This window comes from Rhodoblastus acidophilus (assembly GCF_025961575.1).
Lineage (GTDB): Bacteria > Pseudomonadota > Alphaproteobacteria > Rhizobiales > Beijerinckiaceae > Rhodoblastus > Rhodoblastus acidophilus_C.
Genome location: NZ_JAOQNX010000012.1, coordinates 34324 through 56262, shown reverse-complemented (window position 1 = coordinate 56262; position 21939 = coordinate 34324). Strand labels below are relative to the sequence as shown.

Genomic DNA, 21939 nt, shown 5'->3' with positions numbered 1-21939 from the left:
AGACGCTGCGCCAACCGCCCGTCCACCGCGCCTGACCTCAAGCGAATGGTGGGCTGCGCCGGCCGACACGTCTGGCGCGCTCGCGCCCATCGTCCAACAAGCCTGTCGCAAGTGTGACAGCTTGGTGGCCTCCCGCGCGCGCCGCCGTCGCGTGCGGGCGGATTTTCTCCCGGTTTTCCGCTGATTCCCGAAAATCATCATGATGGTACGGAGCTTGCGACGCGACCCCCGAACTATGCGCGAAGCTTTGGTCCCGCAATCACGGACCGATCCGCCGGAGGCGAAAATGCATTTTGTCGTTTGTATCAAACAGGTCCCAGACTCGGCGCAAATCCGCGTCCATCCGGTGACCAACACGATCATGCGGCAGGGCGTGCCGACCATCATCAATCCTTACGACCTGTTCTCGCTGGAAGAAGCCCTGCGCTGGCGCGACAAGGTGGGCGGTGAGGTCACCGTCCTGACCATGGGCCCACCCATGGCCGCGGACTCGCTGCGAAAGGCCCTGACCATTGGCGCCGACCGCGCCGTGCTGCTCACCGACCGTTTCTTCGCCGGCTCCGACACGCTGGCGACCTCGTTCGCGCTCTCGGCGGCCCTGCAGAAGATCAGCGATACGTTCGGCAAAATCGACATCGTGTTCTGCGGCAAGCAGACCATCGACGGCGACACCGCGCAGGTCGGCCCCGGCATCGCCAAGCGCTTGAACCTCGAACAGATCACCTATGTCTCCGCCGTCAACGAGGTGAACGGCGACAACGGCACGGTGACGCTGGAGCGCCGCTCGGAAGGCGGCGTTCAGGTGCTCAAGACCAACCTGCCGGCGATGATCACCATGCTGGAAGGCTCCAACACCGTGCGCCGCGGCCGGATCGACGACGCGCTGCGCGCCGCCCGCGCGCAGATCGTCACCTGGAGCGCCAAGGACGCCGGTATCGAGGACGTCACCAAATGCGGCCTGCGCGGCTCGCCGACCGTGGTGAAAAAAGTGTTCGCCCCCACGCCCCGCGCCGAAAAAGCGGCGCTGGTCGAATTGGGCGAGACGCCGCGCGATTCCGCCGAAGCGCTGATCGAGGCCATTTTCGCCAAAACCCCGAAGATCGAGGACGATCTCGTCAAACTCGCCTCCGGCTTCTGAAGCCGCGAAGAAAATTCAGGATTTAGGAGCAGACCATGAGCGATGCGAAACCCGCCGCCCCCGCCGCAGCCGGCGGCCGCGCCTCGATGAAGAAAGAGTTGCCGGAACGATTCCGCAACCACAAGCACGTCTGGGTGTTCGTCGAAATGGAGCGCGGGGTCGTGCATCCCGTCTCCTTCGAATTGTTGGGCGAAGGCCGCAAGCTCGCCGACAAGCTGGGCGTGGAATTGGCCGGCGTGGTGCTGGGCGCGCCCGGACCGGACATGCTGCACGCCTGCCAGGAGGCCTTCGCCTATGGCGCGGACCTTTGCTACACGGTCGAGAATCCCGTGCTCGCCGATTACCGCAACGAGCCCTATTCCAAGGCGCTGACGGCGGTGGTCGAGGCGCATAAGCCGGAAATCCTGCTGCTCGGCGCCACCACGCTCGGCCGCGACCTCGCCGGCTCCGTCGCCACCACCCTGCTCACCGGCCTCACCGCCGACTGCACCGAGCTCAACGTCGATGACGACAAGTCTCTGGCCGCGACCCGACCGACCTTCGGCGGCTCGCTGTTGTGCACCATCTACACGCTGAACTTCCGCCCGCAGATGGCGACCGCCCGCCCGCGCGCCATGCCCATGCCGGAGCGCCAGGAGGGCCGCCAGGGCCGCATCGTGCCCTTCGCCATCGACCTGCGCGAACAGGACATCATCACCAAAATCCTGTCCTTCATTCCGGACCGCGATTCCAGCAAGAGCAATCTGGCCTTCGCCGATGTGGTGGTGGCTGGCGGCATGGGCCTGCAAGGCCCCGAAAACTTCCAGCTGGTGAAGAATCTCGCTTCCGTGCTCGGCGCGGAATACGGGTGTTCGCGCCCGCTGGTGCAAAAAGGCTGGGTGCCCTCCGACCGCCAGATCGGCCAGACCGGCAAGACGATTCGGCCCAAGCTCTACATCGCCGCCGGCATCTCCGGCGCGATCCAGCATCGCGTCGGCTGCGAGGGCGCCGACCTGATTGTCGCCATCAACACCGACAAGAACGCGCCGATCTACGACTTCGCCCATATCGGCATCGTCACCGACGCTGTCCGTTTCCTCCCGGCGCTCACCGAAGCCTTCCGCAAGCGCCTGTCCCCCCATTCCAAGGACCGGCTGGCCGGCTAAGGAGATCGACATGATCGACGAAAAATTTGACGCGATCGTCATCGGCGCCGGCATGGCCGGCAATGCGGCCGCCTACACCATGGCCTCGCGCGGCATGAAAGTGCTGCAACTCGAGCGCGGCGAATATCCCGGCTCGAAAAACGTGCAGGGCGGCATTTTGTACGCGGACATGGTGGAAAAAATCATCCCCGAGTTCCGCAACGAGGCCCCGCTGGAGCGCCATCTGATCGAGCAGCGCTTCTGGCTGATGTCGGATACCGCCCACACCGGCATGCATTACCGCAACGAGGATTTCAACGAGGATAAGGGCAACCGCTACACCATCATCCGCTCGCAGTTCGATCGCTGGTTCTCGCAGCAATCGCGCGAAAAGGGCGTGATCCTGCTGTGCGAGACGACCGCCGTCGAGCTGATCCAGGACGCTTATGGCAAGGTTGTCGGCGTGCGCACCGACCGCTCCGGCGGTCCGATCCACGCCGATGTCGTGGTGCTCGCGGAAGGCGTCAACGGCCTGCTCGGCACCCGCGCCGAACTGCGCCCGCGCCCGCAACCCTCGCAGGTGGCGCTCGCCGTGAAGGAAATGCACTTCCTGCCGGCCGAAGTGATCGAGCAGCGCTTCAACATCAAGGGCGACGAAGGCGTGGTGATCGAAGCCGCCGGAACCATTTCCAAGGGAATGGCCGGCATGGGCTTCATCTACACCAACAAGGAGAGCATTTCGATCGGCCTGGGCTGCCTGGTGTCGGATTTCGCCGAAAACCAGAGCTCGCCGGCGCAATTGCTGGAAATGTTCAAGAAACATCCGTCGGTGGCGCCGCTGATCGCCGGTTCGGAAGTCAAGGAATATGCCGCGCATCTGATCCCGGAAGGCGGCTATAACGCGATCCCGAAACTGTTCGGGCATGGCTATGTGATCTGCGGCGACGCCGCGCAGCTCAACAACGCCGTGCATCGCGAGGGCTCCAATCTCGCCATGACCTCCGGCCGCATCGCCGGTGAGGCGATCTACCAGATCAAGTCGCGCCGCGACCCCTTCACCGCCGACAACCTGTCGCTGTACAAGAAGATGCTCGACGACAGCTTCGTCATCAAGGATCTCAAAAAGTACAAGGACATGCCGGAGCTGCTGCACACGCAGGCCTCCAACCTGTTCCTCACCTATCCGCAGCTCGTCGCCAAGGCGATGGAGAATTTCGTCCGCGTCGACGGCACGCCGAAGATCGAGAAGGAAAAGAGCACGTTCTCGAGCTTCCGCAAGAAGCGCGGCGCCCTCGGTCTGCTCGGCGACGCCGTCCGCTTTGCGCGGGCCTGGCGGTAAGCCAAGGTTCGGCGCCCTTGGCGCCGAACTTGCGTAATTCCCTTTAGCAGGCGCGCCGACCGGACAAATCCGACAGGCCCGCCATTACAGATCGGAGGAGTCTCACATGGGCATTGAGGCGCAATTCCAGAAGGTCGAAGAAAAGCTCTACCAGAACCGCTATCTGGTCGACGCCGGTCAGCCGCACATCAAGATCGCGCCGCACGAAAAGCCGTCAAAAAACCTCTTGGCGATGACGCATCTGTGCCCGGCCGGCTGCTACACCGAAGCCGAATCCGGCCAGGTCGAAATCGCGGCCGACGGCTGCCTCGAATGCGGCACCTGCCGCGTGCTGTGCGAGGAGACCGGCGAGATCAGCTGGAACTATCCGCGCGGCGGCTACGGCATTCTGTTCAAGTTCGGCTGACCAACCGTGAAACAAAAGCCCCGCGCTCGAAAAGCGCGGGGCTTTTGTGTTTTATCCCGTCTCAACAAGCCCCGCGGAAAGGCGCGGGGCTCCCGTTTCACCTGGTCAGTGCGCGGGCGCGAGCAGGCCGAGCACGGCGGAGGAGTCCACCGCCTGCGCCGCCGGATTGTAAAAACCATCGGACACGGCGTGCAGCAAAGAGGCGACCTTCGCGGCGCTCGACGACACCGTGAGATTGAAGGTTTCCGAATTCGAAGCGCCGCCCGTATCCGTCGCCGTCACCTTCAGAGCAAAAGTTCCACCGGAGGTCGGCGCCGTACCGGAGAACAGCCGCGTCGCCGCGTTGAACGTGAGCCAGCTCGGCAGCGCCGAACCATTGGACTGGGTGGCGCTATAGGTGAGCGCTTCGCCTTGCGGATCGGTGAACGTATTGGCGGCGAGCGCAAAACTCACCGCTTTGCCTCCTGTCACGGTCTGGTTGGCGGTCTGCGCGCTCAGTTTCGGCGCGGTCGGCGCTGCGACGGCGACGCCAAAGGTTTCGCTCGCCGTCAGGCCGGCCGAATTCTTTGCCGTCACGATCACGGTGACGCCTGACGCCGTCGTCGGCGCCGTCCCGGAGAACAGGCCTGTGGACGTGTTGAACGCCAGCCAGCTCGGCAGGGCCGAGCCATTGGCCTGGGTCGCCGTATAGGTCAGCGCCTTGCCGGTCGGATCGGAGAAGGCGCCGGCGATCGAGAACGAGCCCGCCGCGCCCTTCACAAACGTCTGCGTCGCGGTCTGGGTGAGCAGCATGGGCGCGAGGACCCCGCCGGCGCTGTCCACCATGATCCAGTCGCCCGCCGCGCGCAATGTGTCGAGGCTGACCTCAAAAGTGGTCGCCCATTTCTGTCCGGACGCGACGCCCCAGGGGTTGCGAACCTGCAACAGGCCGGTCGCGGTGTTGTAGCCGTAAATCGACATGGCGTGGCTGGCGACCAGGGTCTGCCTGCCCAGGGAATCGTATGCGTTGGTGTTGGAGCACAAGATGACGTCGTCATGCGCCTTGAGGTCGGCGATCAGCTCCGCCAGCAGGGTCGAGGTGGACTGGTTGGCGGCATAGCCGGTCACCGAAAACGAGGCGTTGAGCGTGTAGCCGGTCCAGCCGGAGGATGTGCCGCCGAACTCCTGCAAGACCTTCGAGCCGGTCAGGGCTTCGAGCCCGTAGAGCGGACTGCCGCCATTGCCGATTGCGGTATAGGAATCGCCGGCATAGCTGTTGCCGGTATAGGCGCCGCCGGCCTGCAATTGCGCATAGGCCTTTTCGGCGAGACTCGCCCAGAGGTCGGAGGCGTGGTTGAAAATGGCGCCGCCATTGGCCAGTTGGCTGTTCACGGTCACATATTGGGCGACGCCGTTCTCGTACAAGCGCACGCCATAGGTTCCATTGCCGTTGTCGGTGAACATCGACGCGATCAGGCTCTGGTTCTGCAACGCAACTTCCGCGCAGCTCGACAGGAAATAGCAGTCGCCGAGATAGCCCTGGTTGACGTCGTTCATGCTCGCACCGCCCGCAGCGAACAGCGGCAGGTTGGGGGCGGATGCGGTCACGGTGAATTTGGTCCCGCCCATCGTCACGCTGCTGCTGGGCAGATCGGTTCCGAGCAGCCATTTGCCCGTGAGTTCCGACACCTGCGTGGCCGTGGCGCCGGCGGCGAGATTGCCGAGCGCGACGGAGGCGGCGTTGCCGCCGGTCCAGGTCGCATTGGCGGGATTGCCGTTGACCAGCGCGTTGAACACATAGGTCAGATAGGCCGAGGTCGAGACGCCTCCGGCATTGAGGTTGGCGGCGATGGTTTTCAGATCGGCGAACTGGGTGGCGGTCAGCTTGCCCGAGCCGAGGCTCTTCGCCAGATCGGTCATCAGTGTGGCGAGTCCGGCCTCCGTCACGGCGCCGTTGACGATCGCCGCCTTCATGTCGGTGGCGATGGCGGCCGTGGTGATCGTGCTGATCCAGGAGGGCAGGCTCGAACTCGCCGAAACCAGCGGCGCGGTGGTTTTCGTCGACGTCGTGGACGGTGTCGCGCTCGGGCTCGGCGCCGGCGCGGCGGCGAACAGCAGCGCGCCCCAGTCGGCCGTCCCGGCCTGAACGACCGGCGGGATCGGCGCGATCGAGACATCGTCCTGGTCGAACAGGGCGTGATTGCGCGCAAGCGACGAAAGTGACGCCATAAAAACCTCGATCGGATTGCCACCTGGAGGCAACCTGCACACGAGTTCTTAAGCCCCGCCTGAATTGCTGGCCGAGATTTTCGTCAAGGTGTAAACTATTTCTTAAAAATTTTGGGGGAGTGCGCCATGAACGACCAGTCGCCTGCATCGATCCTCGAGCGCCAGAGGCTTGCGTTCCTGCGCGACGGACCGCCCGACCTCACGCAGCGGCGCGCGACATTGAAACGTCTCGCCCATGCGGTGAAGGCGAGCGCCGACGAACTGGCCGGCGCCATTTGCGCCGATTTCGGCCACAGGTCGCGCCACGAGACCCTGATGGCCGAGATTTTCCCCGTCCTCGCCGCCGTGCGCCACGCCCGCTTCCACCTGTGGCGCTGGATGCGCCCGCGGCTGGTCTGGCCGGGGCTCGAACTGGCGCCGAGCCGCGGCCGCATCGTTCAGCAACCGCTTGGCGTGGTCGGCGTCGTCAGCCCCTGGAACTATCCGGCGCAACTGGCGCTGGCCCCGCTGGTCGCGGCGCTCGCCGCCGGCAATCGGGTGATGATCAAGCCATCCGAACTCACGCCGCGCACGGCGGAAACGCTTGCCGACATGCTCGGCGGCCTGTTCTCAGCCGACGAAGTCGCCTTGGTCCAGGGCGGCCCGGAGGTCGGCGCCGCCTTCTGCCGGCTGCCCTTCGATCACCTGCTGTTCACCGGCTCGACGCCGGTCGGCCGCAAGGTTTTGGCGGCGACCGCCGACAATCTGACGCCGACCACGCTCGAACTCGGCGGCAAGTCGCCTTGCGTGATCGCGCCGGAGGCCGATCTCGCCGAGGCCGCCGCCAGCATCGCTTCGGGGAAGCTGATGAATGCTGGCCAGACCTGCATTGCGCCGGATTATGTGCTGCTGCCCGCCGGCGCCCAGCACAGTTTTGCGCAGCATTTCGCCGAGACGGTGAACAAACTCTTCCCGTCTCTGCTCGCCAACCCCGACTATACCTCCATCATCAACGACCATCATTACGCGCGCCTGGCGCAGATGATCGACGAGGCGCGGCAAACCGGCGCAAAGGTCATCGTCCTCGACCCCGCGCAGGAAAACCCGCCGCCGCAAAGCCGCAAGCTGGCGCCCACATTGATCGTCGATCCCGGGGAAAACTTGAGCGTCATGCGGGAGGAGATTTTCGGGCCGGTTCTGCCGGTTGTCGGCTACGAGAGCTTCGAGGCGGCGCTGGATTTCGTCAACGCGCGGCCCCGGCCCCTGGCCCTCTATTACTTTGGGCGGGAGGACCAGAACCTGCAAAAGCTGCTCACGCGCACCCATTCCGGCGGCGTCACCGTCAACGAGACGCTGAGCCATTTCATCGCCGAGAACCTGCCGTTCGGCGGCGTCGGTCCCTCGGGCATGGGCGCCTATCACGGCGAAGCCGGCTTCCGCGCTTTCTCTCATGCAAAACCGGTCTTGCTGCAAAGCCGCTTCAACAGCCGTATCCTGCTGAGGCCGCCTTATGGCAAGGTTTCAGAAGCGATTCTGCGCGTCTTGCTGCGGGGTTGAACGGCTTCAGCAAATCGACTAGCCAGTCATAAAACAAGCGCGCCCCATGCGGGCGGGCGCGCCGGGATGTGCGTCACCCATGTGGATCGTCAGAATAGCGCTTCAGCGCCCCTACACCTTCATCGTCATGGCGCTGACGATCCTGCTCGCCACCCCCTACATGCTGCTGACCATGGCGGTGGACATCCTGCCGGACATCAACATCCCGGTCATCAGCGTGATCTGGAACTACACCGGCTTTTCCGCGCAGGAGATGGGCAACCGCATCACCGGCCCAGCCGAACGGATTTTGACCACCACGGTCAACGACATCGAGCACGTCGAGTCCCAATCCTACAACGGCGTGTCGGTGATCAAGATCTTCTTCCAGCCCGGCGCCAATATCGGCACGGCGATCGCGCAGACGCTGGCGAGCGAGCAGGTGATGGTGCGCCAGTTGCCGGTCGGCACGCAGCCGCCGCTGATCATCACCTATTCCGCCTCCGCCATTCCGGTGACGCAGCTCGCGCTCTCCAGCGCGACGCTGCCGGAACAGGTGGTGTTCGACAATTCCACCAACGTTTTGCGCCCGCAACTCGTCACCATTCCCGGCGTCGCCAGTCCCTGGCCGTTCGGCGGCAAGCAGCGCCTGATTTCCGTCGATCTCGACAATGCCGCCTTGCTCGCCAAGGGCCTCGCGCCGATCGACGTCGTCAATGCGGTCAGCGCGCAGAACCTGATCCTGCCCTCGGGCACCGCGAAAATGGGGCCGACCGAATTCATCGTCGGCATGAACGGCTCGCCCACGGCTGTCGAGGGCCTCAACAATCTGCCGGTGCGCACAGTGAACGGCGCCGTCACCTATCTGCGCGAAGTCGCCCATGTGCGCGACGGCTTTGCGCCGCAAACCAATGTGGTGCGGCTCGACGGCGTGCGCGGCGTGTTGCAGTCGGTGCTGAAGAACGGCTCCGCCTCCACGCTCACCATCGTCGACAATCTCAAGACGACGATGGAGCGCGCGCAAAAACTGCTGCCGCCTGAAATCACGGTGCGCGCCCTGTTCGACCAGTCGGTCTATGTGCGCGCCGCCATCTCCGGCGTGGTCAAGGAGGCGGCGATCGCCGCCGGCCTCACCGCGGCGCTGATCCTGCTGTTCCTGGGCAATTGGCGGGCGACCATCATCATCGCCATCTCGATCCCGCTGTCGATCCTGTCGTCGCTGCTGGCGCTGGACGCGCTCGGCCAGACCATCAACATCATGACGCTCGGCGGCCTGGCGCTGGCGGTCGGCATTCTGGTCGACGATGCGACGGTGACCATCGAGAACATCGAGCGCCATTTGCACATGGGCAAGGGGCTGTACGACGCGGTCTACGAGGGCGCCGGCGAAATCGCGCTGCCCGCCCTGGTCTCGACCCTGTGCATCTGCATCGTGTTCACGCCGATGTTCTTCCTCACCGGCGTCGCCAAATATCTGTTCGTGCCCTTGGCGGAGGCGGTGGTCTTCGCCATGCTCGCCTCCTACATTCTGTCGCGCACGCTGGTGCCGACGCTTGCGCTGTTGCTGCTGCGCGCCCCCAGCGCCGAACAGGGGCGGTCGCGCAATGTGTTCGCGCGCATGCAGCAGGCCTTTGAAGCCTTTTTCGAAAAAATCCGCGCCTTCTATGTGGTGCTGCTGAGCACGCTGCTCACCCGGCGAAAACTGATCGGCGGCGGCTTCATCCTGTTCTGGACGGCGTCGCTCGGCCTGTTCTTCACGCTCGGCCAGGATTTCTTTCCGGCGGTGGACTCGCCCGCCATTCGCCTGCACATGCGCGCCCCCACGGGCACGCGCATCGAGGAGACGGCGCGCATCGCCGATCAGGTCGACGCCTTCATCCGCACGAAAATTCCGCCGGGCGAACTCGATTCCATCCTCGACAATATCGGGCTGCCCTATTCCGGCATCAACCTGTCCTACAGCAATGCCGGCACCATCGGCACGCTCGACGCCGAAATCATGATCGCGCTGAAAGGGGAGCATCGCCCGTCCAGCGAATATGTCAGGGAGCTGCGCAAAGCCCTGCCGGAGCAATTCCCCGGCGTGGAATTCTTCTTCCAGCCCGCCGACATCGTCAGCCAGATCCTCAATTTCGGCCAGCCCGCGGCGATCGACGTGCAAATCCTCGGCGCCGACCTGCGCCAGAGTTTTACCCGCGCTGCGGAGATCGCCCAGGACATCCGGAAAATCCCGGGCGCCGTCGACGTGCATATCCTGCAGAGGCTCGACGCGCCGAGCAAGCGCCTCGACATGGACCGCGTGCGCATGCAGCAGGTCAACCTCAACGCCAGCAGCCTGGTGCAGAACGTCCTGATCTCGCTGTCGGGCAGCAACCAGACCACGCCGACCTTCTGGCTCGATCCGCGCAACGGCATCACCTACAATGTCACCGCGCAGACCCCGCAATATCGCATGAACACCGTCGACGACCTCCTGGCGACGCCGGTCTCGGCGGGAACCGGCGCGACCCCGCAACTCCTCGGCAATCTCGCCACCGTGCGCCCCGGCGCCGAGGTCGCGCTGATGTCGCGCTACAATCTGCGTCCGGCGATCGACGTCTATGTCAGCGTCGAGGGCCGCGATCTCGGCGCGGTGAGCGCGGAGGTGGAGAAGATCGTCGCGCAGGCCAGGGCCAAACTGCCGCGCGGCTATGACATCGCGCTGCGCGGACAGGCGCCGACGATGAAGAGCTCCTATCTCGGGCTGGGCGTCGGCGTGCTCGTCGCCATCGTGCTGGTCTATCTGCTGATCGTCGTCAATTTCCAATCGCTGCTCGATCCGCTGATCATCATCAGCGCGCTGCCCGCGGCGCTCGCGGGCATCGCCTGGATGCTGTTCATCACGGGCACGCCGCTGTCGGTTCCCGCGCTCACCGGCGCGATCATGACCACCGGCGTCGCCACCGCCAACTCCATCCTGCTGGTCTCCTTCGCCCGCGAAAAACTGGCGCAAGGGCTCGAGCCGCTGTCGGCGGCGCTCGAAGCCGGCGCCACCCGCATCCGCCCGGTGCTGATGACCGCCTTCGCCATGATCGTCGGCATGATCCCGATGGCGCTGGGCCTGGGCGAAGGCGCCGAGCAGAACGCGCCGCTGGGCCGCGCCGTGATCGGCGGTCTGATTTTCGCCACTTTCTCAACTTTGCTGTTCGTGCCGCTGGTGTTCGCCGGCGCGCATTCCATCGGCCGCAGGACTCGCCCGTGACCAAGAAGACCCACCAGTCCATGGGGCTGCAAAGCCCGGACGGCCAGATGCACCTGCCCAAACGCGGCGGGGTGGCGAAGACCGCCAAAGCCTTTGCGCTGATCTTTCTGATCGTTCTGGCGGTCGGCGCCGGCCGCGTGCTGCTCGGCCGCGGCGCGGCGCAGGCGGCGCTGGAGGAACAATCGGCGCAGGGCCAAAAGATTTTCGTCAAGACGGTGACGCCAACGCCGAGCAAGAGCAGCAATGCGCTCACCCTGCCGGCGACCCTGCGCGGCGACAACGAGACCGCGATCTACGCCCGCGTCACCGGCTATGTCCGCGCCTTCGCCGTCGACATCGGCGCCAGGGTGAAGAAGGGCCAGATTCTGGCGGAGCTGGACACGCCGGAGCTCGACCAGCAGGTCGCCCAGGCCCGGGCGCAACTCGAACAGGCCAAGGCCAATGTCGCCCTGGCGGACGTCGCGCTCAAACGCTGGAAAACCCTGTTCACCCAGAATTCCGTCGCCAAGCAGGATCTCGACGTCAAGCAGAACGCCTATGACACTTCGGTGGCGCTGCAAACCTCCGCCGAGGCCTATCTCCGGCAATTGCAGGAAACGACCGCGTTCAAGCACGTCCAGGCCCCGTTCGACGGCGTCATCACCCAGCGCAATGTCGACCTCGGCAATCTGATCACGGCGGGCAGCACCGGCTCGGCGCTGTTCTCCATGGCGCGGCCCGATCCGCTGCGCGTCTTCATCGACGCGCCCCAGGCCTATGCGGGCGGGATCAAGGTCGGCGACAAGGTCAAGGTCACCCAGCCGGAGCTGCCGAGCAAGGTTTTTGCCGCCGAAGTCACCCGCATCGCCGGCGCGATCAATGTCGCGACGCGCTCGCAGACGATCGAACTGGCTCTGCCCAATGCCGACGGCGAACTGACGCCCGGCGCCTATGTGCAGGTGTCGCTGCCGCTGCCCCCCAAGGGCCCATTGTCGATCCCGGCGAACACGCTGCTGTTCCGCTCGGAAGGCCCGTCGGTGGTCGTGGTCGACGCGCAGGGCAAGGCGCATCTGCGCCCGATCAGCATCGTCAACGACCTCGGCGCCTCGCTGGAGATCGCCGGCGGCCTGACGCCGGAGGACAAGCTGATCATCAACCCGCCGGACGCGATCACGGACGGGGACAAGGTGAGCGTGCAATAGGGCGGGACCGGGACGAAGGGAATGCGTTGGATTCGCTCGGTCGAAAGTGAAAACGCCTGGGACACAAGATATTGTTCACCATATGTTCCACGTGAAACCACAGCTCAAATCCAGAACAGCATAAATTTCTGTTATAGAACGACAATAATGCCGCGCGCTTGACCGCGAGCCCCCGGTCCTCGCCGCCCCACCGCGCAGATGTCGTGCGCAACCCGCCGGTTGCATGTGTGAAAACAGCATGATTTTTCCATGAAAATTCACGAAAATCGGCGGAAATTCACTCGATTTCGCCCGCTTTGAACAGGCTGTTTACAACCTCAGGTCGAAATTTCTGCCTGTTCCGCGTCGACTTCTGGCCAAGCCGCCGCCCGGGACAGGCCCGGATTCCTCGAGGCCGCGTTCAGGCGAAGTTCAGGGACGGGCCGCAATCCTGCGCGAGGACGGCCATTGATAGGATAGGGGATGACGACGTTTCTTGCGGGCCTTGGCATTCTGTTCGGCGGCTGTGGCCTGTTCATCGGCGTCGTCGCGTGGGAAACCTATCTGGAAATGAGGGACGAGCGTCAGCATCAGATTCGACATTCCGGTGAGTGACGCCCAAAACGCCGGGGCAGGGCAGGACGCCTCGCATGTGACGCGCAGGCCCTGGCGCGCTCTGCGCCTGACGCCGCGGGCGCAAAACGGCGAAGCCGCGGCGGTCGAGGCGGTCTTGCGCCGCCGCGACGCCTCCGTGGTGAGCGTGCGCCTCCCCGTTCATCCCGCCGTGTCCTATGTCATCCCGCCGCAAGGACCCCAAGAGATCGCCAGCCTTTCCAGCGCGCAGGCCGAAATCGTCGAACTCGGACCGATCGCCTCGCTCCTCGCCCTCGCGCGCAGCCGGCTCTCCCGCAAGATGAAATACAGGTTGGTTCACGCCGGGCTGGTGTTCGACATGCGCGGGCCGACGCGCGCCCGCCGCCACCTCGCCGGCGCCAGCCGCTTTCTCGCGGAAAACGGCTTGCGTCTGGACAGTCCGCAGGTCAGCGCCCATCCCGAACTGTTCGACGGTTTCCATCGCCTCGCCCCCGTCCCGTCCCCCGCCGCCGCCGCGCCGTTGAAAATGGCGATCGCCCTGCACCTGCATTACCAGGAGATCTGGCCGGACCTCGCGGCCGCCTTGCGCGCCCTGCCTTACGCCTGCGATCTCTTCGTCACCTGGTCCGGGCCCGATGCGGACATCGAACCGGTTTTGCGCGCGGACTTCCCGAACATGCGGTTCCGCCGCGTCGAAAATCGGGGGCGGGACATCCGCCCGTTCCTCACGCTCCTGGAGGAGGGCGCGTTCGACGGCTATGACCTCGTCTGCAAGATCCACGGCAAACGCTCTGTGAACGCGCCGGCGGTGGTGGGCGCGCTCTGGCGGCGAAAAATCATCCTCGATCTCCTGGCCGGCGCCGGCGCGCTGCCGCGCATCGCCGAAGCCTTCGCCGCCAATCCCCGGCTCGGCCTGGTCGGCCCCAGGGGATTCCGCAAATTCCGCAATCCCGTCGCGCCCGACGCATGGCGCGCGCCGTCGCAAAGCCCGGACCACATTCTTGCGACGCTCGGCGGCGACCCGAGGCGTTTTGCCGCGGATTTTTTCGCCGGCGCCATGTTCTGGGCGCGCCCGGCGGCGCTGGCGGCGTTGAAGCCGCACAAATTTTCCGCCCAGTTCGCGCCGGAGACCGGCGGAATCTATGACGGGCTGGAGGTCGCGTTCGAAACCGCGTTCTGCGCCATCGTCAGGCTCGCCGGCTATGAGATCGGCGACGTCGACGCCTTCGACGGGCCCGGCGGCGCCTCGGCAATTCATCCAAGGTTCAGCCGGCAGGCTTGAACGTCGTCGTCAACGCGCCCCCAAACGTCGCTTTCGCCGTCGGGGGGGCCGCAATCCGCGCTCAGAAGAGTCATGGCGTTACAGATCGCGTATAAAATTCCCTTTTTGGCCCGGGCGCTGCGTCAGCGTGATCAGGCGCGGCGCCTCGTCGAAATCCTGACGCGCCGGAACGTCGAAATGGCGCTGCGGCTGCAGCTCGCCGAGGCGCTCGCCCGAGAGGGCCACAGCGCGCCGCCGGCGGAACAGGCGCCCGCGCGCACCGCCTGGCGCGATATCCGCGCGCCCGTATGGACGCACGACATGCGCGTCTGCGTCTATGTGGCTTTCATGCGCGACGCCGAGGTGGCGCCGCATGCGGCCCACGCCATGGCGGCGCTGCGCAAGGACGGATTCTATGTGATCTGCCTCGCCGTGCGCGACGATGTCGACGCGCCCATGATCGATCCCGGCCCCGATATCGCCGACGCCTTTTGCGCGCGCGCCAATGCGGGCTGGGACTTCGGCGCCTGGGCCGCCATGTTCGCGCGCCATCCGCGCCTCTGGGAGGCGGACAGCCTGCTCTTGATGAACGACAGCGTGATCGGCCCGCTGCGCGCGATGGACGACATCTGGTTGAAAATCGCGCAATCGCCCGCCAGCGTGTTCGGTCTGGTGGAAAGTTTTGACGTCCAAAGACACATTCAAAGTTTTTGGATGTTCTACAAGGCCGAAGCGCTACGCAATCCGACGCTGCGGGCGTTCTGGCGAACGGTGCGCAATCTCGACGACAAGGACGAGGTGATCGCGGCTTACGAAGTCAACACCATCCGCTTGTGCGAAATCGCCGGCCTGGCGCATGAGGCGATCTTTCCCTGCGCGCCGGAGGACGAGCGAACAGGCAATCCCAGTTTTTGGGGATGGCGCCGCCTCGCCGCGCGCGGCTATCCCTTCATAAAACTGCGCCTGCTCACGGAGACGCCGGACAATATCGATCTCTCCGACTGGGTCGCGGTCCTGCACAGGGCCGGGCTCGACGGCCAACGCGCCCGCGACCTCCTCGCCGCCGCGCCCGCGCAACAGGAGACCGCTCGTGGCCACGCCCGCTGCTGACGAGACGCTCACCATCGTCCTCGTGCATTTCAACACGCCGCAGGCGACGGCGCGCTGCGTCGCCTCGGCGCTGAATGTGGTCCGGCCGGCCTTCGGCGAGGCCTTTCGCATCGTCGTGGTCGACAATCGTTCGGACCCCAGCCATTTCGAGCGTCTGCAAGCGGAGATCGCCGCCCTGGCCGCGCCGGAAGTGTTGTTGTTCCGCAATTGCATCAATGCGGGCTTCGGCCTCGGCTGCATGATGGCGCTCAATTTTTCCGCGGGCGGTTTCATCGCCTTCATCAACAGCGACACGGAATTCGACACGGATTGCTTCTCGCCTTTGATCAGGCGGATGCAAGCCGAGCCCGCCATTGGCGTGATCGGGCCGCAACATCTGTCGCAAGAGGGCGCGCCGACGCGCTCCTACGGTTTCGACGACGGTTTGTGCGCCCGGCTGGGCCGGCGCGGCAAGTTCGATCCGGCGGCGCTTCCGGTCGCGCCGCTCGACGTCGATTATGTCTTCGGCGCCTTCATGATGTTCCGCCGCGAGGCCCTGGCGCAATGCGGCGGCTTCGACCCGACGATCTTCCTGTTTTACGAGGAAATGGACATTTGCCAGCGCCTGCGCGCCGCGGGATGGCGGATCGTCTTCGACCCCGGCGCGAGCTTCCGGCACATCGGCCAGGCCAGTTTCAGAGGCGCCGACACCAAGCCGGAATCGGACCTGGCGCTGCTTTACGTCGTGCGGAAAAACAAGGGATTTTTCAGCTGGCTCGCCCTGTTTCTGGCGAAACTCGTCTCCTATGCGCTGCGCGCGCCGTTTCGCGCGCGCCACAGGGAGTTGTTGCGCCGGCTGGTGACGCTGGGCCCGCCGCAAGCCTCGTCCTGGAGAGTCGATCAGGCCTGCAATTTCGAATACACCAACCGCATGACCATGCGGCAATGACAGGGAGTCAATAAATAGCCCTCACCCTGAGGAGCCTGCGAAGCAGGCGTCTCGAAGGGCGGGGGCGGTCCATGGGTCGTGCAGAAACCCTATTTTGCGCGCAAAATCTCCAGCGCCTGCTCATGGACGCGTTTGTCGCCGGCGGCGATCACGGCGCCGCCCTTGGCGGGATCGCCGCCGTCCCAGCTGGTGACGATGCCGCCGGCGCCCTCGACGATCGGGATCAGCGCGACAATGTCGTAAACATTCAAACCGGCCTCGACCACCAGATCGACATGGCCGGCGGCCAGCATGCAATAGGCGTAGCAATCGCCGCCATAACGCGCCATGCGCGTCTTCTCCTCCAGCGCGTCGTAGCGCGGCCGCAGCTCCTGCGGGATCAGTTTGGGCGAGGTGGTCATCAGCGTGGCGCGCTCCAGCCCGTGGCAGGGCCGCACCCGCAATTTGCGCGTGCTTCGCTCGCCATTGCCATTGTGCCCCGACCAGAAGGCGGCGCGGCCGTCGCCATAAAACCGCTCGCGGGTAAAAGGCTGATTCATCAGGCCGTAGCAGGGCGAACCCTTGTGCAGCAGCCCGATCAGCGTGCCCCACAGCGGCAGGCCGGAAATAAAGCTCTTGGTGCCGTCGATGGGGTCGAGCACCCAGACATAGTCCGCTTCCGCCTCGCGGGCGCCAAATTCCTCGCCGATCAGGCCGTGGCTGGGAAAAGTCTGGCTGATCAGCCGCCGCATGGCGGTTTCGGCGGCGCGGTCGGCTTCGGTCACGGGATCGAAGGGGCCGCCGACATTCTTGTCCTCGAGCGCGAAGGCGGTGCGGAAGAACGGCAATATGGCTTCGCCTGACACCGTGGCCAGTCGCTCCACGAAGGGAATGAAGTCAATCGCCGTCATGCCGTTCTCCAGGTTCCGCCGGTCACACATGACACGAACCGTCGCGCGAGGCCAGCGCCAGAGGGGCTGCGCCCGATATTTTGCGATGCAGCGGGGAAGCCGCGGACCCATGCATTTGTTAATGCTTGGTAAATCATGAGCTTAGGAAACTATGAGACTCCTAAGAAAAGTGATCTTGCATTTTGTGCTGCGCTGCATCATATTGAGGACGTGCGGCGTTCGCGCCGCCGTGCCCTCATTGGGCGTTTCCTCCCTAGACTTGGGCCGCTGACGCTGTCAGCGGTTCTTTTTTTTGCGCGCGATTCAGCGGCTTTTTTGCGCGCTATTCCGCGGCTTGGCGGGGCAGGGCGCGCGGGACCGGCGCCGCCGCCATGGCGGCGATCAGCCGGGTCATGTCGTCGCGCACCCGCGCGAAGCCCGGCAGCATCTCGAGGGTTTTTTCGTTCATGTAGAGCGCGCGATTGATTTCGATCTGCAGCGCATGGCGGTTGCGGGCGCGCGCCGCGTAATGTTCGGTGATGAAGCCGCCGGCATAGGGCTTGTTGCGGGCGACGCGATAGCCGAGCCCGGTGAGGAAGGCGTGGACGCGATGGGCGAAGCCGGCGTCGCAGCTCGCCCCGTGGCGGTCGCCGAGCACAATGTCCGCCGCGATCGGCTCGTAAGGGCGCCGGGCGTCGCCGGTCGGCATGCGCGAGGGCATGGAATGGCAGTCGATGACGATGGCGACGCCGAATTTCTGCGCCGCGCGCGCGGCGAGCCGCTCGAGTTCGGCGTGATAGGGCCGGTAGACGCTGTCGATGCGCGCAAGACCCTCGGAAAGCGGGATTTTGCCGGCGTAGATCGCCTGCCCCTCCGAGACGACCCGCGGCGCGACCCCAAGCCCGGCGGCGACCCGCAACGAGCATTTGGCGGTCAGGGGCGGGGGCGGGTCGAACAATTTGGGGTCGAGCTCGTCGGCCTCGCGGTTGACGTCCAGATAGGCGCGCGGATAAACGGCCTTGAGCAGCGGCGCGCCATGAGCGGGCGCGGCGGCGAACAAGGTGTCAACGCCCAAATCTTCGGACGAGCGCAGCGCCTGGGGCGAAAGTCGCGAGGCGGCCAGGAATTCGGGCGGGTAGAAGCTGCCGGAATGCGGCGAGGAAAACACCAGCGGCGAGGTCAGCGCGTCCGGCTCCGCCGTCTCCCAGGGCAGGGGGCGGGTCTGGTCTTTGCTCGGCGGGATCGCCTGCATGGAGGGGTCTCGAACGCGGCTGGTGGGTGGTGTGGCGAACCGTCGCACTATAGATGAGCCCTGTGGCCAAATTTGTCCACCTGTCCTTCCGCGCGCGAAAAAACTTTTAAGAAGGCCCACTGGCGAAGCCGCCGCTTTTTGTGGCAACCTTAACGGGTCTTTTCACTTGTTTTTTACCACGATGGGTCTTTATCGAGAGGTGGAAACGAGGACGCCATGAACGACCGCTTTGAGACTGGATCCATCAAAATCTTGCTGGCCGAAGACGATTCGGACATGCGGCGTTTCCTGGTGAAGGCGCTGCAGAACGCCGGCTATGCCGTGATATCCTTCGACAATGGCCTGTCCGCTTATAACCGCCTGCGCGAAGAGCCGTTCGAACTGCTTTTGACCGACATTGTGATGCCGGAGATGGACGGAATCGAGCTGGCGCGCCGGGCGACGGAACTCGATCCCGACATCAAGGTGATGTTCATCACCGGCTTTGCGGCTGTGGCGCTGAACCCCGACAACCAGGCGCCGCGCCAGGCCAAGATCTTGTCGAAACCCTTCCATTTGAAGGATTTGGTCAACGAAGTGACGCGTCTGCTGGCGGCCTGAACGGATTGAACAATTTCTGCAGGCTTGAGGGTTGCGCGACCGCATTTTAGTCGATATACACCCCTCACCCTGACGGGCCGCAACAACGGTTTTGGGCGCGTAGCTCAGCGGGAGAGCACTACGTTGACATCGTAGGGGTCACAGGTTCGATCCCTGTCGCGCCCACCATTTTAAAACCCTGAGATCGCTGAGAAAATCAGCTCTCAGGGTTTTTCGTTTTTTGGCGTTGTGCATCGCGGCAAGTCTGGCGGCAGCCAGCGGCGCAGTTTCGATCCGTTAAACGACCAATCCAAACGTGGTCGTTGCGCTATCTCTGAAAAGATTCATCCCTGTCTCCGCGCTGGAAGCGCTGATAGTCGTAGGCTTCGGACCCATAAATTGCTTGGGCCTGAGCGGCGGGTTATGATTCAGGGCTTCCGAAAGGAAGCGCGGATGAATCGAGATCAGTTCTGGGTCACGGACGAGCAGTTTTCCAAGATCCAACCTCATCTTCCGACCGACACGCGCGGCAAGGAGCGGGTTGACGATCTCCGCGTGATCAGCGGTATCGTGCATGTGCTGAAAAGTGGTGGGCGCTGGGTGGACGCGCCGCCGGATTATGGTCCTCGGAAGACGCTCTACAACCGGTTCGTCCGGTGGGCGGCGAAGGGCGTCTGGACGACGCTTTTCGAAGAGTTGGCGCGGGCCGGCGGACCAACCGCGGAAGTCCTGATCGACAGTTCCGCCGTGAAAGCTCACCGCTGCGCGGCGGGCGGAAAAGGGGGGAGAAAAGTCAGGCCATCGGCCGCTCGCGCGGTGGGCGCACGACGAAAATCCACGCCCTGACCGATGCGCAATGCCGTCCTTTGGCCTTCATGCTCACGGGCGGGAACATCGCGGATTGCACCGCTGGCGCGACATTGCTGGAGAGGCTGCCTGACTGCGACATCCTGCATGCAGACAAGGGCTACGACGCCAACGAGCTCCTCCGACAGGTCGAGGACAAAGGCGTCATGCCGAACATCCCGCCCAAGGCCAACCGCAAATGGAAGAACTGCTTCTCGCCGTTCCTCTATCGCAACCGCAACGCCATCGAACGCATGTTTTGCCGCCTGAAAGACTTCCGGCGTGTGGCCACGCGATACGACCGAAACGCCATCAATTACCTCGCAACCGTCTGCCTCGCCGCGACCGTCAGCTACTGGTTATGAGTCCGGAGCCTAGCACGTCCACCTTTTCTCCGACGGTGTCGCGCACCACTACATCGTGCGCCTGGGCGAGCAGGACCGCATTGGCCAGGCCCACATATCCCATCCCCGCAACCGCAATCTTCACGACAAGTCCTCTCTTGAATCGAGCTGATCCCGCAGTCGCTCCACCAATCGGGGGCCAGCGACGTCGCTTGGACTATCTATCAGGGGCCAGGTCGCTTGCGCCACCGGACATGGTCGAACATTGCGTCCGGGTTTGAAGAGCGCAAACCAGCAGTGCGCGTGTTGTCTTGCCCAGCGTCAGGCGTTACAGAATGGCCAAATAAAAATTGCTCGAAATCTGACCTTTTGGAAGGCGCTTGATCCAATGCACAAACGTATTCTCGTAACCGGTGGAGCAGGCTTCCTCGGGTCCCATTTGTGCGAGCGATTGCTCGATTCGGGGCACGACGTCCTCTGTGTCGACAACTTCTTCACAGGAACCCGTCGTAACATTTCCCATATGCTCGATCACAAATCGTTCGAGCTGTTGCGGCACGACGTGACCTTCCCGCTCTACGTGGAAGTCGATGAAATCTATAACCTCGCGTGTCCAGCGTCGCCCATTCACTACCAGTTCGATCCGGTCCAGACCACTAAAACGAGCGTGATCGGCGCGATCAACATGCTTGGCCTCGCCAAGCGATTGAAGATCAAGCTCCTGCAGGCGTCTACGTCTGAAGTTTATGGCGACCCCACGGTCCATCCGCAGCCGGAGGAATATTGGGGCAACGTCAACGCCGTCGGTTTGCGTTCGTGTTACGACGAGGGCAAGCGCTGTGCCGAGACTCTGGTGTTTGACTACGTTCGGCAGCACAAGCTGGCGGCGAAAGTGGTTCGGATCTTCAACACCTACGGTCCGCGCATGCATCCGAACGATGGTCGTGTCGTCTCGAATTTTATCGTGCAGGCGCTGGAGGGGCGTGACATCACGCTTTACGGCGACGGTAGCCAGACGCGTTCGTTTTGTTACGTCGACGATCTCATCGAAGCGAAAATCCGGATGATGTCGACCGGACCTGAAGTGACGGGGCCGGTGAATATCGGAAATCCAACGGAATTCACCATCCGCGACTTAGCCGAACTCGTTTTGGAGATCACTGGATCGAAGTCTCGGCTTGTGTTCGAGCCTTTGCCTGCTGACGATCCAAAACAGCGCCAGCCCAACATTTCCAAGGCCAACAAAGTGCTCGACTGGGAGCCCAAAATCTCTTTGCGCGACGGATTGATCAAGACAATCGCCTATTTCGACGGCTTGCTGAGTTCGGCTGGGAAGACGGCGGCAATCGGCGCAATTCGAGTCTAGCCGGTTGGGCATTGCAATCTTAGGACGCGGTAAGACGATTCGCGACGCCGATCGTCGCCGGTCCGCTTCAGGTTCATGAGATCGAGCACCTTACGTACGTAAGATGATATCCGGGAATGGCGCCAAAAAGTTATCTAATTCGAGATGGAGGCCTAATCGTTTATCCATATCGGGTCAATTCAAATACATTGGCTTAAGCTGGAATTAAGATTTGAGAACAACGATCTGCCAAATTTGTTTGTCGGATTGGAAGGGCTCATGTCGAAAACTATCGTTGCGGACCATCTCGAATCGCTGCTCCATGAAATCGAATACGCTGCTAAGGATATCGCCAATTGCGCGGCGGCCCCAGGAATGCCGCCTGACGAGGTGGAGCGTTCTCTCATGCAGGCGCTGGCCACGGCGAAACGGGTCCTCGAAACCGCGCTTGAGCACGCTCAGGACAATGGCGTTCCAAAACTCTCAATTGATGCCGCGTGATCATCAGCCTATCGGCTTCCGAAGGGGCATGGAGGTAATTCGCTGATCTGTCGGGCGGGGTGAGAACAGAAAGGTCACTCAAACATCATTAACCTTGCTGTGGTTAATTTGCTACGGTAACTGCCGATGAGCCGTCCCGCTGTTGACGTTTGGCCGGATGAGGCTCTATTTACCCTCCG

At 63.6% G+C, this 21939-nt stretch carries 18 protein-coding genes and 1 tRNA gene; 16 read left to right on the top strand and 3 right to left on the bottom strand.

The features are described 5' to 3' along the window. Positions 1-286: 286 nt before the first annotated feature. The 4 genes from M2320_RS10445 to M2320_RS10430 all read left to right on the top strand — a co-directional run bounded on the left by M2320_RS10445 (position 287) and on the right by M2320_RS10430 (position 4007). A complete protein-coding gene (locus M2320_RS10445; RefSeq protein WP_264597226.1) occupies positions 287-1138 on the top strand; it encodes an electron transfer flavoprotein subunit beta/FixA family protein in 852 nt (283 codons plus the stop codon). Between the two features lie 35 nt (positions 1139-1173). Next, entirely contained in the window at positions 1174-2283 is a 1110-nt protein-coding gene (locus M2320_RS10440; protein WP_184426469.1) for an electron transfer flavoprotein subunit alpha/FixB family protein, read from the top strand. 10 nt (positions 2284-2293) lie between these two features. After that, positions 2294-3601 (top strand): FAD-dependent oxidoreductase, encoded by a 1308-nt coding sequence (locus M2320_RS10435; RefSeq protein ID WP_264597225.1) that lies wholly within the window; start codon positions 2294-2296, stop codon positions 3599-3601. Between the two features lie 106 nt (positions 3602-3707). Beyond that, the gene (locus M2320_RS10430; protein WP_184426473.1) at positions 3708-4007 is read left to right on the top strand and encodes a ferredoxin family protein; all 300 of its coding nucleotides are present in this window, start codon (positions 3708-3710) and stop codon (positions 4005-4007) included. Positions 4008-4112: 105 nt separating this feature from the next. Here M2320_RS10430 and M2320_RS10425 read toward each other — a convergent pair whose 3' ends face one another. Beyond that, positions 4113-6215: a putative Ig domain-containing protein gene (locus tag M2320_RS10425; protein ID WP_264597224.1), complete on the bottom strand. Its 2103-nt coding sequence runs from the start codon at positions 6213-6215 to the stop codon at positions 4113-4115. Between the two features lie 126 nt (positions 6216-6341). Here M2320_RS10425 and M2320_RS10420 point away from each other — a divergent pair, with 126 nt between their 5' ends. The 7 genes from M2320_RS10420 to M2320_RS10390 all read left to right on the top strand — a co-directional run bounded on the left by M2320_RS10420 (position 6342) and on the right by M2320_RS10390 (position 16024). Continuing rightward, complete coding sequence (locus M2320_RS10420; protein ID WP_264597223.1) at positions 6342-7751, top strand: coniferyl aldehyde dehydrogenase; 1410 nt, start codon at positions 6342-6344, stop codon at positions 7749-7751. 79 nt (positions 7752-7830) lie between these two features. Continuing rightward, positions 7831-10971 (top strand): efflux RND transporter permease subunit, encoded by a 3141-nt coding sequence (locus M2320_RS10415; protein WP_264597222.1) that lies wholly within the window; start codon positions 7831-7833, stop codon positions 10969-10971. After that, positions 10968-12152, top strand: coding sequence for an efflux RND transporter periplasmic adaptor subunit (locus tag M2320_RS10410; RefSeq protein WP_264597221.1), 1185 nt, complete (start codon positions 10968-10970; stop codon positions 12150-12152). Before M2320_RS10415 ends, M2320_RS10410 begins: the two co-directional genes overlap by 4 nt. Before the next feature lie 462 nt (positions 12153-12614). Continuing rightward, on the top strand, positions 12615-12746 hold the full coding sequence (locus M2320_RS10405) for a hypothetical protein (protein WP_264597220.1): 132 nt from the start codon (positions 12615-12617) through the stop codon (positions 12744-12746). Continuing rightward, the gene (locus tag M2320_RS10400; RefSeq protein WP_264597219.1) at positions 12739-14007 is read left to right on the top strand and encodes a rhamnan synthesis F family protein; all 1269 of its coding nucleotides are present in this window, start codon (positions 12739-12741) and stop codon (positions 14005-14007) included. Before M2320_RS10405 ends, M2320_RS10400 begins: the two co-directional genes overlap by 8 nt. Before the next feature lie 72 nt (positions 14008-14079). Then, positions 14080-15096 (top strand): rhamnan synthesis F family protein, encoded by a 1017-nt coding sequence (locus M2320_RS10395; RefSeq protein WP_264597218.1) that lies wholly within the window; start codon positions 14080-14082, stop codon positions 15094-15096. Then, positions 15077-16024, top strand: coding sequence for a glycosyltransferase family 2 protein (locus M2320_RS10390; RefSeq protein ID WP_264597217.1), 948 nt, complete (start codon positions 15077-15079; stop codon positions 16022-16024). Before M2320_RS10395 ends, M2320_RS10390 begins: the two co-directional genes overlap by 20 nt. A gap of 89 nt (positions 16025-16113) precedes the next feature. Here the strand turns inward: M2320_RS10390 and hisN are convergent, their stop codons facing one another. Both hisN and M2320_RS10380 read right to left on the bottom strand, forming a co-directional pair. Then, a complete protein-coding gene (gene hisN, locus M2320_RS10385; RefSeq protein ID WP_264597216.1) occupies positions 16114-16914 on the bottom strand; it encodes a histidinol-phosphatase in 801 nt (266 codons plus the stop codon). A 322-nt stretch (positions 16915-17236) separates the two neighbouring features. Then, complete coding sequence (locus M2320_RS10380) at positions 17237-18145, bottom strand: N-formylglutamate amidohydrolase (protein WP_264597215.1); 909 nt, start codon at positions 18143-18145, stop codon at positions 17237-17239. Positions 18146-18388: 243 nt separating this feature from the next. Between M2320_RS10380 and cpdR the strand changes: the two genes are divergently transcribed. The 5 genes from cpdR (at position 18389) to M2320_RS10350 (ending at position 21760) form a co-directional block, all read left to right on the top strand. Continuing rightward, positions 18389-18745, top strand: coding sequence for a cell cycle two-component system response regulator CpdR (gene cpdR / locus M2320_RS10375; protein WP_319801428.1), 357 nt, complete (start codon positions 18389-18391; stop codon positions 18743-18745). A gap of 93 nt (positions 18746-18838) precedes the next feature. Then, positions 18839-18913, top strand: a tRNA-Val gene (locus M2320_RS10370). Positions 18914-19177: 264 nt separating this feature from the next. Then, positions 19178-19935 (top strand): IS5 family transposase gene (locus tag M2320_RS10365; protein ID WP_264597276.1). Its coding sequence is split into 2 segments (ribosomal slippage): positions 19178-19511 and positions 19511-19935, totalling 759 coding nucleotides; the frame shifts between segments, so codons are not numbered across the junction. A 367-nt stretch (positions 19936-20302) separates the two neighbouring features. Continuing rightward, complete coding sequence (locus M2320_RS10355; RefSeq protein WP_264597213.1) at positions 20303-21280, top strand: UDP-glucuronic acid decarboxylase family protein; 978 nt, start codon at positions 20303-20305, stop codon at positions 21278-21280. A 258-nt stretch (positions 21281-21538) separates the two neighbouring features. Further along, the gene (locus M2320_RS10350) at positions 21539-21760 is read left to right on the top strand and encodes a hypothetical protein (RefSeq protein WP_264597212.1); all 222 of its coding nucleotides are present in this window, start codon (positions 21539-21541) and stop codon (positions 21758-21760) included. Positions 21761-21939 lie beyond the last annotated feature (179 nt).

Coding starts and splice junctions, on each gene's coding strand:
- M2320_RS10445 (WP_264597226.1), top strand. CDS start 287: ATGCATTTTGTCGTTTGTATCAAACAGGTCCCAGACTCGGCGCAAATC.
- M2320_RS10440 (WP_184426469.1), top strand. CDS start 1,174: ATGAGCGATGCGAAACCCGCCGCCCCCGCCGCAGCCGGCGGCCGCGCC.
- M2320_RS10435 (WP_264597225.1), top strand. CDS start 2,294: ATGATCGACGAAAAATTTGACGCGATCGTCATCGGCGCCGGCATGGCC.
- M2320_RS10430 (WP_184426473.1), top strand. CDS start 3,708: ATGGGCATTGAGGCGCAATTCCAGAAGGTCGAAGAAAAGCTCTACCAG.
- M2320_RS10425 (WP_264597224.1), bottom strand. CDS start 6,215: ATGGCGTCACTTTCGTCGCTTGCGCGCAATCACGCCCTGTTCGACCAG.
- M2320_RS10420 (WP_264597223.1), top strand. CDS start 6,342: ATGAACGACCAGTCGCCTGCATCGATCCTCGAGCGCCAGAGGCTTGCG.
- M2320_RS10415 (WP_264597222.1), top strand. CDS start 7,831: ATGTGGATCGTCAGAATAGCGCTTCAGCGCCCCTACACCTTCATCGTC.
- M2320_RS10405 (WP_264597220.1), top strand. CDS start 12,615: ATGACGACGTTTCTTGCGGGCCTTGGCATTCTGTTCGGCGGCTGTGGC.
- M2320_RS10395 (WP_264597218.1), top strand. CDS start 14,080: ATGGCGTTACAGATCGCGTATAAAATTCCCTTTTTGGCCCGGGCGCTG.
- hisN (WP_264597216.1), bottom strand. CDS start 16,914: ATGACGGCGATTGACTTCATTCCCTTCGTGGAGCGACTGGCCACGGTG.
- M2320_RS10380 (WP_264597215.1), bottom strand. CDS start 18,145: ATGCAGGCGATCCCGCCGAGCAAAGACCAGACCCGCCCCCTGCCCTGG.
- M2320_RS10355 (WP_264597213.1), top strand. CDS start 20,303: ATGCACAAACGTATTCTCGTAACCGGTGGAGCAGGCTTCCTCGGGTCC.
- M2320_RS10350 (WP_264597212.1), top strand. CDS start 21,539: ATGTCGAAAACTATCGTTGCGGACCATCTCGAATCGCTGCTCCATGAA.